Below are 13,340 nucleotides of genomic sequence, written 5' to 3' on the forward strand. Positions count from 1 at the left end.
CCCGGTATCATCCGGTAGCGCTTTTCCTTCGACCTTTTCTGGCCCCGCCGACCTGCCCCGCTAGTCTTCAAGACAGGTCAGCGGTCCAAGGAGTGACCCTTATGCACAGCACCCTGGAACAGGTCTTCGGTTATCCACAGTTTCGTCCGGGCCAGGAGGCCGCGGTCAGCGCGGTGCTCGCCGGGCGCTCGGCGGCAGCGATCTTTCCCACCGGCTCGGGCAAGTCCCTGTGCTACCAGTTGCCGGCCCTGCTGCTGCCGCACCTGACCCTGGTGGTCTCGCCACTGCTGGCGCTGATGCAGGACCAGTTGGCCTTCCTCCAGCGCCACGGCATTGCCGCTGCCAGCATCGACTCGGCCCAGGGCCGGGATGAAGCCAATGAGGTCATGGCCCGGGCTCGTTCCGGGGAGCTGAAGATCCTGATGATCTCGGTGGAGCGGCTGAAGAATGAACGCTTTCGCAATTTTCTGCAGCAGGTGCCGATTTCCCTGCTGGTGGTGGACGAGGCGCACTGCATTTCCGAGTGGGGCCACAACTTCCGCCCCGACTACCTGAAACTGCCGGACTACCAGCGCCAGTTCAACATCCCCCAGGCCCTGCTACTGACGGCCACGGCGACCCCCAAAGTGATCGCCGACATGCAGGCCAAGTTCGCCATCGCGCAGCAGGACGTAGTAACCACCGGTTTCTACCGGCCCAACCTCAACCTGCTGGTGGAGCCGGTACCGGGCGCCGACAAGTGTGGGCGGCTGGTGCAGTGGATGAGCGACCGGGCCGGGCAGCCGAGCATTGTCTACGTGACCCTGCAGAAAACCGCCGAGCAGATCGCCGAGCACCTGAGCCAGCAAGGCATCGCCGCCGAGGCCTACCACGCCGGCCTGCCCCACGAGCAGCGCGAGTCGATCCAGCGTCGTTTCATGGAGGGCCGCAGCCACTGCATCGTCGCCACCATCGCCTTCGGCATGGGCATCGACAAGAGCGACATCCGCAACGTGGTGCACTTCGATCTGCCCAAGTCCATCGAGAACTACAGCCAGGAAATCGGTCGTGCCGGGCGCGACGGCCAGCCTTCGGATTGCCTGGTGCTGGCCAACCGCGACAGCCTCAATGTGCTGGAAAACTTCGTCTACGGCGACACCCCGGAATTGAGTGGCATCCGTTGTGTGCTGGAGGAGTTGCAGGCATCGGCGGCGGACGGGCAATGGGAGTTCCTGCTCGGCCCCCTGGCGGACCAGAGCAACATTCGCCAGCTGCCACTCAAGACCTTGCTGGTGCAGTTGGAACTGCGGGGCCTGATCGCGCCGCGCTATGCCTATTTCGCGGAATACCGCTTCAAACTGCTGCTGGAAACCGAGGCCCTGCTGGCGCGTTTCGAAGGCGAGCGGAGGGACTTCGTCGAGGCCGTGATCAACACTTCAAGCCGCGCCAGGACCTGGGCCACGGTGAATTTCGACGCGCTCTACGAGCAGTACCAGGCGCCGCGCAACCGGGTGGTCAAGGCCCTGGACTACTTCCAGGAAAAAGGCTGGGTAGAGCTGGAAAGCAAGCAGATGACCGAGGTCTACAGCCTGTTGCAGACGGACTTTGACCTGGCGGCACTGAGTGCCGACCTGCACGGTTATTTCACCCGCCACGAGGGCAGTGAAATTGCGCGGATCCACGCCATGCTCGACCTGTTCGCCACCGAGCAGTGCCTGGGTTACCGCCTGGCGGAGTATTTCGGCGACCGGCAGGCACCCCAGCGTTGCGGGCATTGTTCGGTGTGCCATGGCCAGGTGGCGCGGCTGCCGGAGCCGCCGGTTCTGCCCGCGCTTGTGTATAAGAGTTTCGACGGGCTGTGTGGCCACTTTATCCACAGGCACCAGCAGCACACCGGCGATGTACCCGGGGCGGAACGCCTGACCCGTTTTCTCTGTGGTATCAGCGTGCCGTTGTTCACCCGGCTCAAGGCTCGGAGCATCCCCGGGTTCGCGGCACTGGAAGATTACCCTTATGCCGCGGTGCGGGCGTGGTGCGAGGCCCATTTGCCAGGCTGAAAATCCATCTGCTGAATGCTGCTCATCACAGGAATAAATTTCAAAAATGATGAGGGCCTGACTATGGTGGGGACTGTCTTTGGATCGCCCACAAGAGAGCCAACATGAGCCAGACAGCTTTCGATATTCAGCGCGCCGCCGTGATCGGTGCCGGCACCATGGGCCGTGGCATTGTCATGTGCCTGGCCAATGCCGGCCTGCCGGTACTGTGGCTGGACAACAACCCGCAGATGCTCCAGCAGGCCCTGGCGGCGGTGGCGGACACCTATGCCCACAACGTGCGCCAGGGGCGTATCGATCAGGCCGAGGCCGATGCGCGGGTGGCGCGGATCAAGCCGGCGGCGGATTATCCACAGCTCGCCGACGTGGACCTGGTGATCGAGGCGGTCTACGAAAACCTCGAACTCAAGCAGCAGATCTTTCGCCAGCTGGACGCGACCCTCAAGCCCGAGGCGATCCTTGCCAGCAACACCTCGGCCCTGGATATCGACGCGATTGCCGCAGTCACCCAGCGGGCGCCACAGGTGCTGGGCCTGCATTTCTTCAGCCCGGCCCACATCATGAAACTGCTGGAGGTGGTGCGCGCGGCCAATACCGCTCCTGCGGTGCTCGACGCTGCCCTGGCCCTGGGGCAGCGCATGGGCAAGGTCAGTGTCGTGGCGGGCAACTGCTTCGGCTTCATCGGCAATCGCATGCTCAACACCTACGTGCTCGAGGCGCGCAAGATGCTGCTGGAAGGGGCGTTTCCCTATCAGGTGGATGGCGCCTTGCAGGGGTTCGGTTTCGCCATGGGCCCGTTCCGCATGTATGACGTGGTGGGCATCGACCTGGGCTGGCGCGCCCGGCAACTGGACGGTGTGGGCCAGGATGTGCCCGAGGTGCAGATCGACAACCGGTTGTGCGAGTCGGGTCGTTTCGGCCAGAAGAGTGGCGACGGCTACTACCACTACGAACCCGGCAGCCGCCAGGCCGAGCATGACCTGCAGGTGGATGCGCTGGTGCTGCAGGTCAGCGAGGAGCTGGGTTACCGGCGCCGGGACATCGGCCCCGAGGAGATCCTCGAGCGCTGCCTGCTGGCGCTGGTCAACGAAGGGGCGAAGATTCTCCAGGAGGGCATCGCCCAGTCGGCCGCCGACATCGACCGGGTCTATCTCAATGGCTACGGTTTTCCCAAGGAGCAGGGTGGGCCGATGAGCTGGGCGGATGCCCAGGGGCTGGAGCAGATCCGCCAGCGTTTGCTGCACCTGCAAGCCGAACACGGGGCGCATTGGCGCCCGGCGCAGTTGATCGAGGAACTGGCCGCGGCCGGAAAAGGGTTTGCCCAGGCTTAGCTGCCTGGGGTGAAATGCCGGGCGATCAACCGATCGCCCGGCCTTCAATCGATGGGAGAGAGCCCTGATGTCCGAGCCTATGCTGCAACGCGGCGACTATCGCCATTTCCAGCCGATCATCACCCGCTGGCATGACAACGATGTCTACGGCCACGTGAACAATGTCACCTACTACAGCTTCTTCGACACGGCGGTGAACACCTACCTGATCGAACGGGGTGGGCTGGATATCCATGACGGCGAGGTGGTGGGGTTCGTGGTCAGCTCGGCCTGCGATTACTTTGCATCCATCGCCTTTCCCGAACGCATCGAGATCGGTTTGCGGGTCGGCAAGCTGGGCAACAGTTCAGTGCAGTACGAGCTAGCGGTGTTCAAGGCGGGAGAGGCGGATGCCTGTGCGGCGGGGCGTTTTGTCCATGTGTTCGTGGATCGGGCATCGAACCAGCCGGTGCCGATTCCGCCCGCATTGCGGGCGGCGCTGGAACAGCTGCTGGTGGCGTGAACGTCGATAGTCGATCTGGAATCTGGAATCTGGAATCTGGAATCTGGAATCTGTAGCCGCTGCCGTAGGCTGCGATCGGCTGCGCAGGAGACGCTAACCTGTCTCCACGAGCCGCCTGACACACCGCAGCGCCTGCTCTGGCGAGTCCTGCGGCCTCGTTCGCAGCCTGCGGCAGCGGCTACAGGGGATCAGTCGCGGTAGTGGCGGTGCTTGCGATGCCCGTAGGCATGGCCACGGCCACGGTGGCCGTCGCGGTAGTAGCGGCGGTCGTCGCGGCCCCGGTAGTCGCGATCTTCCCGGGCACTTTCATTGCCCATGTAGTTGCCCAGCGCGCCGCCGGCGCCACCGCCTGCCGCTGCGCCGATCAGGCTGCCGGTGTTACCGCCCATGCTGCGGCCCACCACGTTGCCGCCGGCTGCGCCCAGGGCGCCGCCAATGGCTGCCTGGCCACGGCTGCGTTTGTCCGCACCCACTGCGCTACCGCCGGCGCCGCCCAGGGCCGCACCGATGGCGGAACCGGTATTGCCGCCGATCTGCTGACCGACCACCGAGCCTAGAACCCCGCCCAATGCGCCGCCCACACCTGCTTCAGTGGTGCCACCGGCAGAGGCGACGCCGCTGACCAGGCCAAGGGACAACAAGAGAATCGAGGAGAACTTCATAGAGGAGCCTCAAAGGGATGACGGCGCGATCCTGAGGCTGTATCGAGGGGCTTACAAACGAAATCCGACGAATAGCACGAATTGTACACAATCTCGTAACTTATTGTTTTTAATGCGGAACTTAAGTGATTTTTGCAGGTCTTTAACTACTTCGGAACGGCCGCTTTGATACAAAAGCGGCCTTTTTTGTGCCTGCGGTTCAAGGCTGCGCAGCGGCTGTCGCCGGCAGGCCGGCTCCTACGGTTCACGCGCTAACCGTAGGGGCTGGCTTGCCAGCGAAGAGACCCTCATGCCAGGAGTCAGGCCGAGCGAGCCATGATCAGGCCGCTGTCGCTGGCCGCTTCCAGGCGAATGGCGATGAACTTGGAAGTCGGGGTGTGACTGCCGTCGCCGGTGCTTTCCAGCGGCACCAGGGGGTTCACTTCCGGGTAGTAGGCCGCGGCCTGGCCGGCCGGAATATCGAAGGCCAGCAGGGTGAAGCCCTTGACCCGGCGCTCGCGGCCGTCGTCCCAGAGCGAGACGATATCGGCCTTTTGCCCCGGCTTGAAGCCCAGGCGGATGATGTCCGCCTCGTTGGCGAACAATACGTCGCGCTGGCCCTTGACCCCGCGGTAGCGGTCGTCCAGCCCATAGATGGTGGTGTTGTACTGGTCGTGGGAACGCATCGATTGCAGGATCAGGTCCGGCAGTTGGCCGGTGGCCCGGGTGCGCTCGTGGATCAGGTCCTTGGGCAACGAGTTGGCGCGGAAGTTGGCGCGCCCCGACGGGGTGTTCCACTGGCGGGCGCCGGCACTGTTGCCCAGGTAGAAACCGCCAGGATGCTTGAGCCGTTCGTTGAAGTCCTTGAAGCCGGGAATGGTGTCGGCGATCAGGTCGCGGATGCGTCCGTAGTCGGCCGCCAGCCAGTTCCAGTCCACCGGCCGGCTGCCCAGGGTTGCAGCGGCGATACCGGCGAGGATCCACGGCTCGGAGCGCATCTGCGACGACAGCGGCTGCAACTGGCCGTTGGAGGCGTGGACCATGCTGAAGGAGTCTTCCACGGTCACCGCTTGCGGGCCGCCCGCCTGCTGGTCGATATCGGTACGTCCCAGGCACGGCAGGATCAGTGCGTCCTTGCCGTGGGCCAGGTGGCTGCGGTTGAGCTTGGTGCTGATCTGCACGGTGAGGTCGCAGTTGCTCAGGGCCTGGAAGGTGCGCGGGCTGTCCGGGGTAGCCTGGGCGAAGTTGCCCCCCAGGCCGATGAATACCTTGGAGCGGCCTTCGAGCATGGCGTGGATCGCCTCGACCACGTTGTGGCCGTTGTCCCGGGGGACCTTGAACTGGAAGCGCCGCTCCAGGGAGTCGAGGAAGGCCACTGGCGGGCGTTCGTTGATGCCCATGGTGCGGTCGCCCTGCACGTTGCTGTGGCCACGCACCGGGCACAGCCCGGCGCCGGGCTTGCCGATGTTGCCGCGTAGCAGCATCAGGTTGGCGATTTCCTGGATGGTCGGCACCGAGTGGCGGTGCTGGGTGATGCCCATGGCCCAGCACATGATGACGTTCTTGCCCTTGGCATACATGCGCGCCGCTTGCTCGATCTCCACCAGGGCCAGGCCGGACTGCTCGACGATCTGCTCCCACGGGGTGTCGTCGATGGTGCCCAGGTAGTCGAGCACGTTGGCGGTGTGGGCGTTGAGGAAGTCGTGGTCGAACACCGACGCCGCGCCGGCTTTCTGCGCATCGCGCTCCCACTGCAGGAGGAACTTGGCCATGCCCCGCAGCAGCGCCATGTCGCCGCCCAGGGCCGGGCGGAAGTAGGCGGTATTGGTCGGGCGGTTGCCGTTGGTGAGCATCTCGATCGGGCTTTGCGGGTGCTGGAAGCGTTCCAGGCCGCGCTCCTTGAGCGGGTTGATGCACACCACCTGGGCGCCACGCTTCACTGCTTCACGCAGCGGTTCGAGCATGCGTGGGTGGTTGGTGCCGGGGTTCTGGCCCCAGACGAAGATGGCGTCCGCGTGTTCGAAGTCGTCGAAGGTCACCGTGCCTTTGCCGACCCCGACGCTCTGCGCCAGGGCCACGCCGCTGGCCTCGTGGCACATGTTCGAGCAGTCGGGGAAGTTGTTGGTGCCATAGGCGCGCACGAACAGTTGGTACAGGTAGGCCGCTTCGTTGCTGGCCCGGCCCGAGGTGTAGAACTCGGCCATGTCCGGGCTGGGCAGGTTGTGCAGGTGCCTGGCGATCAGGCTGAAGGCATTTTCCCAACTGATGGGCTGGTAGCGGTCGGTCTCGGCGTTGTAGCTCATCGGCTCGGTCAGCCGGCCCTGGTATTCCAGCCAGTAGTCGCTCTGCTCCAGCAGCGAAGTGACGCTGTGCTTGGCGAAGAACGCCGCGTCCACCCGACGCTTGGTGGCTTCCCAGTTGACCGCCTTGGCGCCGTTCTCGCAGAACTTGACCATGCCGCTTTCCGGCGAGTCGCCCCAGGCGCAGCCCGGGCAGTCGAAGCCGCCGTTCTGGTTGGTCTTGAGCATCATGCGGATGTTCTTCAGCGCGTTGTCGCTGGTCAGCCAGGCCTGGGCCACGCTGATCAGGGCGCCCCAGCCACCGGCGGGTCCCTTGTAGGGCTTGTAGCGGGCTACGGGTTTCTGATCGGCTTGGTTATGTGTACTCACGGGCGACTCTCCATCGCAGGCTGCTGACCCGCAGCGCACGCTCGGCGGCAGGTGGACAAGGTTGAGACGCTGCTCGCGCGGCCAACGTCTGGCCGGGCAAATGCCTTCGCGTACTGGCGTTCGAGGGATGCTGTGGGGCTGGCTGGCAGCGAGTGCGGGTGCCCGTTTCGCCGGGGCTGGCGCCGCGCCGGGGTGACCAGCGGCGTAACGGCTCCCAAGACTAAGCGCGGCAATCTGTCGCGTCTAATTGCTAGTACTGATCTATTGATAGATGGCGTCGATCAAGAATCGCCGAAGGATTGCTGGTAGAGGGCGAAGCAGGCTTGCGCCAGGGCCGAGCGCGGCGCGCTGCGGCGCATGATCAGGCCCAGGCGGGCCAGGGTCTGGGCATCGGAGATGGGTTGCAGGCGCAGGTGCTCGGTGAGGGTTTCCAGGCCGCTGTCCAGAGGCATCACGGCGCAGCACAGGCCGCCATGGACCATCTGCACCAGCTGATGGACGGCGTCGGTCTGCAGCACCGGTTGCGGTTGCAGGCCGCGGATGTGGAAGTTGTGGTCGATGGACTGGCGAAAGTGCATGCCGCTGGTGAGCAGGCCCAGGGGCAGTTCGATCAGCGCCTCCCAGCTCAGGGGCTGCTCGCCGAAGCTGAAGTGCCGGTGGTCGTAGAGCAGGCCCATGTGGGTCGGTTCCAGGGGCAGGGAGTCGAAATTCTCGCTGTCCAGGCGCTCCAGGTAGGAAACCCCGAGGTCCAGGCGATTGCTGGCCAACTGTTCGAGGATCTGTTCCGAGCTCAGGGACGAGAGTTCGAAGCGCAGGTTCGGGTGCTCGGCATGCAGGCGCTGCAGCAGTGGCTGGGGATTGAAACTCGACAGCGGCACCACCCCTACGCGCAGGGTGCCCACCAGGTTGCCGCGGCAGGCGGCGGCCTCGGCCAGTAGCCCGTCATGGGCGGTGAGCACGGTGCGGGCCCACGCCAGCACCCGCTCGCCGGGTGCGGTGAAGCCTTCGAAACGCTGGCCGCGCTTGACCAGCGGCAAGTCGAGCTCTTCTTCCAGGCTGCGCAGGCGCATGGAGAGGGTCGGCTGGGTGATGTGGCAGCGCGCGGCGGCTTGGCCGAAATGCCGGGTTTCGTCGAGGGCGATGAGGAATTTCAGCTGCTTGAGGTCCATCTTCGCTCCGGAGCGGCAAAAGGCCGGGATTCTACCGCGGGCCTGTGACCTTGGGTCACTGGTCGCCCGGGAACCTCATCCGGCCAGGCTGGTCTAGTCTTTCGCGTCTGGATCTATCAACCAAGGAGTGTGCGACATGAGCATTTTCAGCTTTGTGAAGGAAGCCGGTGAGAAACTGATCGACCTGTTGACCCCGGGTAACGCCAATGCCAGTGAGCAACTCAAGGAGCACATCGAAAAGGTTGGCCTGGGCAATCCCAATGTTCATGCCACGGTGGAAGGTGACAAGGTGATTGTCAGCGGTGAAGTGGCGAGCCAGGAAGAGAAGGAGAAGATCCTGCTGGCCCTGGGCAACATTTCCGGCGTCGGCAGTGTCGAGGACCAGATCACCGTGACCGGTCCGGCGGTGGTTTCTGCGGTATTCGTCACCGTGAAGAAAGGCGACACCCTGAGCGCCATCGCCAAGGTGCAGTACGGCGATGCCAACAAGTACAACAAGATCTTCGAGGCCAACAAGCCGCTGCTGTCCCACCCGGACAAGATCTACCCGGGCCAGGTGCTGCGTATTCCCGAATGATCGGTTCTCTTCGCGGGCAAGCCCGCTCCCACGGGGTTCTGTAGGAGCGAGCTTGCCCGCGAAGGGCTTCACAAGCCTTCGATCAACGCCCGGTAATCCCCCACCGCCGCGAACTCCGCGGTGTCTTTCGGCCCTCTGCGGCTGTCCGGCTGGCTCACCGCCAGCAACTGCGCCACACCAAAGTCCCGCGCACTGCGCAGGATGGGCAGGGTGTCGTCGATGAACAGGCTGCGGGCCGGGTCGAACCGGATATCGGCCTGCAAGGCGTCCCAGAACTGTGGGCTTTCCTTGGGGAAACCGTAGTCGTGTGAACTGATCAGGCGTTCGAAGTATGGCGCCAGTTCGATCCGTTCCAGCTTCAATGACAGGGAGTCGCGATGGGCGTTGGTGATCAGGATCACCCGCTTGCCGGCTTGCTTGATGGCTGCAAGAAAGGTGTCTGCGTCCGGACGCAGGGCGATCAGGTGCGCGGTTTCCAGCTTCAACTCGCGCACCGGCAGTTGCAGTTCGGCGCTCCAGAAGTCCAGGCAATACCACTGCAACTGGCCGGCGTTGCGTTCGAACAGGGGCTGCAGTTCCAGCTCGGCCATGGCCCGGCTGACCCCGTGCAGCTCGGCGTAGCGCTGGGGCAGGTGTTCCATCCAGAAATGGTTGTCGTAGTGCAGGTCCAGCAAGGTTCCGTCCATGTCCAGCAGGACGGTATCGATCTGGTGCCAGGGCAGTAGGGCCATCGAACACTTCTCCAGTGGTAAGAAAACAGCCGACCGGCGGGGTCGACAAGGCCAGTGGGGCAGGGAGGCCCGGTCACTAGAACGGATAGAAAGGAGCCGCCTCGAAGAGGGCGGTCACACGCAGTAAACAATAGGTTCCGCCGTGGTGCCGTGCACCGGCAATCTGCAACCCAGTCACTTTAAAACAGGCTGTATAGTAACCCGCTATCGCCAAGGAGCCCGCTATGCGCCAGAAACCCACCGTACTCGCCCGCGAGATCGTCGCCACCAGTCGTCTGTTCTGTGTCGAAGAGGTGCAGTTGCGGTTTTCCAATGGCGTCGAACGTACCTATGAGCGCCTGGTGGGCAAGGGCGCCGGCTATGGCGCGGTGATGATCGTGGCAATGCTCGACGCCGAGCATGCAGTGTTGGTGGAGGAATACTGCGGCGGCACCGACGCCTACGAGCTGTCGTTGCCCAAGGGCCTGATCGAGCCGGGGGAGGATGTGCTGGCAGCGGCCGAGCGCGAGCTCAAGGAAGAGGCCGGGTTTGGCGCGCGGCAACTGGAGCACCTGACCGAGCTGTCGCTGTCCCCGGGCTACATGAGCCAGAAGATCCAGGTAGTGCTGGCCACCGATCTGTATGAAGAGCGCCTGGAAGGCGACGAGCCGGAGCCGATGCGGGTCGACAAGGTCAACCTGCGCGAACTGGCGAGCCTGGCGCAGAACCCTCAGTTCAGCGAAGGCCGGGCTCTGGCTGCGCTGTACCTGACCCGCGACCTGCTGAGCCAGCGCGGGGTCTTTCAAGCATGAGCGAGACGTCAATGAATTTTCCCCATCCCTTGCTGGCGCCGGTTGCCGAGCTGGCCCTGCGTGCCGGTGAAGCGATCCTGCCGTTCTGGCGCGCCGATGTGGCGGTCAATCACAAGGCCGACGAGTCGCCGGTGACCGCCGCCGACCTGGCCGCCCATCACCTGATCGTGGCCGGCCTCACGGCCCTGGACCCGAGCATCCCGGTGCTGTCCGAAGAGGATGCGGACATTCCCCAGGCCACCCGCGCCAGTTGGCAGCGCTGGTGGCTGGTGGACCCGCTGGACGGCACCAAGGAATTCATTTCCGGCAGTGAAGAATTCACCGTCAATATCGCCCTGATCGAGCAGGGGCGGGTGGTGTTCGGCGTGGTGTCGATGCCCACCAGTGGCCGCTGCTACCTGGGAGGCGCAGGCCTTGGGGCCTGGCGCGTGGATCGCGGGCAGGCACCGCAGGCGATCCAGGTGCGTGAGCAACCGGGGGCCGGCGAGGCGTTTACCGTGGTGGCCAGCCGCCGGCATTCGAGCCCGGAGCAGGAACGTCTGCTCAGTGGTTTGAGCGCCGCCCTGGGTGAATTGCAACTGGCCAATATCGGCAGTTCGCTGAAGTTCTGCCTGCTGGCCGAAGGCGCGGCGGACTGCTATCCGCGCCTGGCGCCCACCTCGCAGTGGGACACCGCGGCGGCCCAGGGCGTGCTCGAAGGCGCGGGCGGCGAGGTGCTGGATCTCAGCGGTGCGCCGTTCTGCTATCCACCTCGGGAGTCGTTGCTCAACGGCTTCTTCCTGGCCCTGCCGGCCAAGGCGCCCTGGCGCGCCAAGTTGCTGGAACTGGCTCGCTCCTGATCACCTCGCGGCGACTTGCCTCTGCCACCCTTGTGCAGGAGCCGGCTTGCCGGCGAAGGGGCCCTTGGGCCCTGTGCAAGCATTTCCGGCCTCTTCGCTGGCAAGCCAGCTCCTACAGATTTGAGCCGGGTCGCAAACGGGTTAGCGGTGCAGGACGTACTGGCCGGTAAAACGCACGGCGTCTTCTGCGCTGCCGGCATTGACGACCCGGGTGTGCAAGGTCAGCCGGGCACGGCCGTAGCGCTGATACATGGCGAGGAATTTGTTCCAGACCTTGTCATCCGGTGCGGCGCAGATCGCCACGGCGTCGCCGGTCACCGGCAGCGGGTAACTGATCTGGCCTTCCTGGATGACGATATGCCCGTCATCGATGCCCTGTTCCTTGAGCCGCAGGTGCAGCCAGCCCCAGCCGGCGAGCACCGCACCGCAGTACAGGCTGCCGCCGAACATGGTGCTCTTGTGGTTGACGTTGGCCTCCAGGGGCAAGTGCAGGCGCAACTCTTGCCCCTGCCAGTCGAGCACCTGCAGACCCATGTCCCGTGTCAGGGGGATGTCGTGGTGGAGGATGGATTCCAGGTATCGACTGTCGCGATTCATGCCGGGGCCTCAGGGGTCAAGGGAATAACGGAACGCTTCATTCCGATTCGTCGCCGGGCTGGTTGGCGCCGCCGTCGGCGAAGTTCAAACCGTGCTTGCGCAGCTTGTCGTGCAGGGTCTTGCGCGGAATCCCCAGGGCTTCGGCGAGGCTGCGCATGGAGCTGTGGGGCTGGGCCATTTCAGCGGCGATCAGGGTCTTTTCGAAATGCTCCACCTGCTCGCTCAAGCCACCTTCGATCAGGCTCGGGGCCGCAGCCGCGGGAGTACCCGGCTCGTTGTTGTCCAGGGCCAGTTCCAGGCCCAGGGCGAAGCGTTCGGCGGCGTTTTGCAGCTCGCGCACGTTGCCCGGCCAGCTGTGGCGCAGCAGCAAGGCACGGTGTCCGGGTTGCAGTTCCTGGGGGGGCAGGCCGTGGCGGGTGCTGGCTTCGTCGGCGAAGTGCTGGAACAGCATCAGCACGTCTTCGCCACGCTCGCGTAGCGGCGGAATGCGTAGCGGCGCGACGTTCAGGCGGTAGTAGAGGTCGGCGCGAAAGCGTCCCTGGTCCGCGGCCTGGCGCAGGTCTTCCTTGGTAGCGGCGATGATGCGGATATCCAGCGGGATCAATTGATTGCCCCCCAGGCGTTCCACCACCCGCTCCTGCAGCAGGCGCAGCAGCTTGACCTGGACATCCAGGCTCATGCTTTCGATCTCATCGAGGAACAGGGTGCCGCCGTTGGCAAATTCGAACTTGCCGATGCGGCGTTTCTGCGCGCCGGTGAAGGCCCCCGGCTCGTGGCCGAACAGCTCGCTTTCCACCACCGACTCCGCCAGGGCCCCGGCGTTGATCGCCACGAACGGCCCGTTGCGCCGTCCGGAGAGATCGTGCAGGGCACGGGCCACCACTTCCTTGCCGGCGCCGGTCTCGCCGAGGATCAGCACATCGGCCCGGGTCGCCGCCAGGGCGCCGATCTGCTGGCGCAGGCGTAGCATCGGCGCCGACTGACCTACCAGCCGTGCACTGAGTTCCTGACGGTCGCTGAGGGCCAGGCGCAGGCTGCGGTTGTCCAGCACCAGGCGCCGCCAGTCCAGGGCGCGGCGCACACTGTCCAGCAGGGCATCGCTGGCGAAGGGCTTTTCCAGAAAGTCATAGGCGCCGGCACGCATGGCCTGCACGGCCAGGGGCACGTCGCCGTGGCCGGTGATCAGCAGCACCGGCAGTTCCGGGTCCTGGGCATGCAGCTGGTTGAGCAGCTCCAGGCCGTCCATGCCGGGCATGCGGATGTCGCTGACCACCACCCCCGGCCAATCCCGCTCCAGGCGCGGCGCCAGGCCCTGGGCTTCGGCCAGGGACAGCACCTTGAGCCCCGCCAGGTCCAGGGTCTGGCTCAGGGCCTGGCGCAGGTGGGGATCGTCGTCGATCAGCACCACTTGCAACTGAGGATCGAGGCTCTCGGGATGGCTCATCGCTCACTTTCCA

General features: G+C 64.8%; 12 protein-coding genes. 6 read left to right on the top strand and 6 right to left on the bottom strand.

From position 1 onward, the window contains the following. Nucleotides 1-101: 101 nt before the first annotated feature. The 3 genes from AC1RL5_RS18260 (at nt 102) to AC1RL5_RS18270 (ending at nt 3,869) form a co-directional block, all read left to right on the top strand. Nucleotides 102-2,036: a RecQ family ATP-dependent DNA helicase gene (locus tag AC1RL5_RS18260; RefSeq protein ID WP_492589489.1), complete on the top strand. Its 1,935-nt coding sequence runs from the start codon at nt 102-104 to the stop codon at nt 2,034-2,036. Between the two features lie 104 nt (nt 2,037-2,140). Beyond that, on the top strand, nt 2,141-3,367 hold the full coding sequence (locus AC1RL5_RS18265) for a 3-hydroxyacyl-CoA dehydrogenase (RefSeq protein WP_492589490.1): 1,227 nt from the start codon (nt 2,141-2,143) through the stop codon (nt 3,365-3,367). 67 nt (nt 3,368-3,434) lie between these two features. Continuing rightward, nucleotides 3,435-3,869: an acyl-CoA thioesterase gene (locus AC1RL5_RS18270; protein WP_072452135.1), complete on the top strand. Its 435-nt coding sequence runs from the start codon at nt 3,435-3,437 to the stop codon at nt 3,867-3,869. Nucleotides 3,870-4,057: 188 nt separating this feature from the next. Here the strand turns inward: AC1RL5_RS18270 and AC1RL5_RS18275 are convergent, their stop codons facing one another. From AC1RL5_RS18275 to AC1RL5_RS18285, 3 genes are all read right to left on the bottom strand, one after another. Then, nucleotides 4,058-4,531 (bottom strand): glycine zipper domain-containing protein, encoded by a 474-nt coding sequence (locus AC1RL5_RS18275; protein ID WP_011058670.1) that lies wholly within the window; start codon nt 4,529-4,531, stop codon nt 4,058-4,060. A gap of 299 nt (nt 4,532-4,830) precedes the next feature. Further along, nucleotides 4,831-7,179 carry an FdhF/YdeP family oxidoreductase gene (locus AC1RL5_RS18280; RefSeq protein ID WP_072452134.1) on the bottom strand — a complete coding sequence of 783 codons (2,349 nt, stop codon included), beginning with the start codon at nt 7,177-7,179 and terminating at the stop codon, nt 4,831-4,833. A gap of 281 nt (nt 7,180-7,460) precedes the next feature. Next, nucleotides 7,461-8,348, bottom strand: coding sequence for a LysR family transcriptional regulator (locus AC1RL5_RS18285; protein ID WP_072452133.1), 888 nt, complete (start codon nt 8,346-8,348; stop codon nt 7,461-7,463). 136 nt (nt 8,349-8,484) lie between these two features. Between AC1RL5_RS18285 and lysM the strand changes: the two genes are divergently transcribed. Then, complete coding sequence (gene lysM, locus AC1RL5_RS18290; RefSeq protein ID WP_011058673.1) at nt 8,485-8,925, top strand: peptidoglycan-binding protein LysM; 441 nt, start codon at nt 8,485-8,487, stop codon at nt 8,923-8,925. 68 nt (nt 8,926-8,993) lie between these two features. On the opposite strand, the gene yrfG is transcribed toward lysM, so the two are convergent. Next, a complete protein-coding gene (gene yrfG / locus AC1RL5_RS18295) occupies nt 8,994-9,656 on the bottom strand; it encodes a GMP/IMP nucleotidase (protein ID WP_015633779.1) in 663 nt (220 codons plus the stop codon). 224 nt (nt 9,657-9,880) lie between these two features. Between yrfG and nudE the strand changes: the two genes are divergently transcribed. Continuing rightward, entirely contained in the window at nt 9,881-10,447 is a 567-nt protein-coding gene (gene nudE, locus AC1RL5_RS18300) for an ADP compounds hydrolase NudE (protein WP_011058675.1), read from the top strand. An 11-nt stretch (nt 10,448-10,458) separates the two neighbouring features. After that, on the top strand, nt 10,459-11,286 hold the full coding sequence (cysQ, locus tag AC1RL5_RS18305; protein ID WP_011058676.1) for a 3'(2'),5'-bisphosphate nucleotidase CysQ: 828 nt from the start codon (nt 10,459-10,461) through the stop codon (nt 11,284-11,286). 141 nt (nt 11,287-11,427) lie between these two features. Here the strand turns inward: cysQ and AC1RL5_RS18310 are convergent, their stop codons facing one another. Further along, a complete protein-coding gene (locus AC1RL5_RS18310) occupies nt 11,428-11,883 on the bottom strand; it encodes a YiiD C-terminal domain-containing protein (protein WP_011058677.1) in 456 nt (151 codons plus the stop codon). Between the two features lie 37 nt (nt 11,884-11,920). After that, complete coding sequence (locus tag AC1RL5_RS18315; protein ID WP_041115218.1) at nt 11,921-13,327, bottom strand: sigma-54-dependent transcriptional regulator; 1,407 nt, start codon at nt 13,325-13,327, stop codon at nt 11,921-11,923. Nucleotides 13,328-13,340 lie beyond the last annotated feature (13 nt).

The organism is Pseudomonas sp. GW822-FHT06D10 (assembly GCF_058799535.1).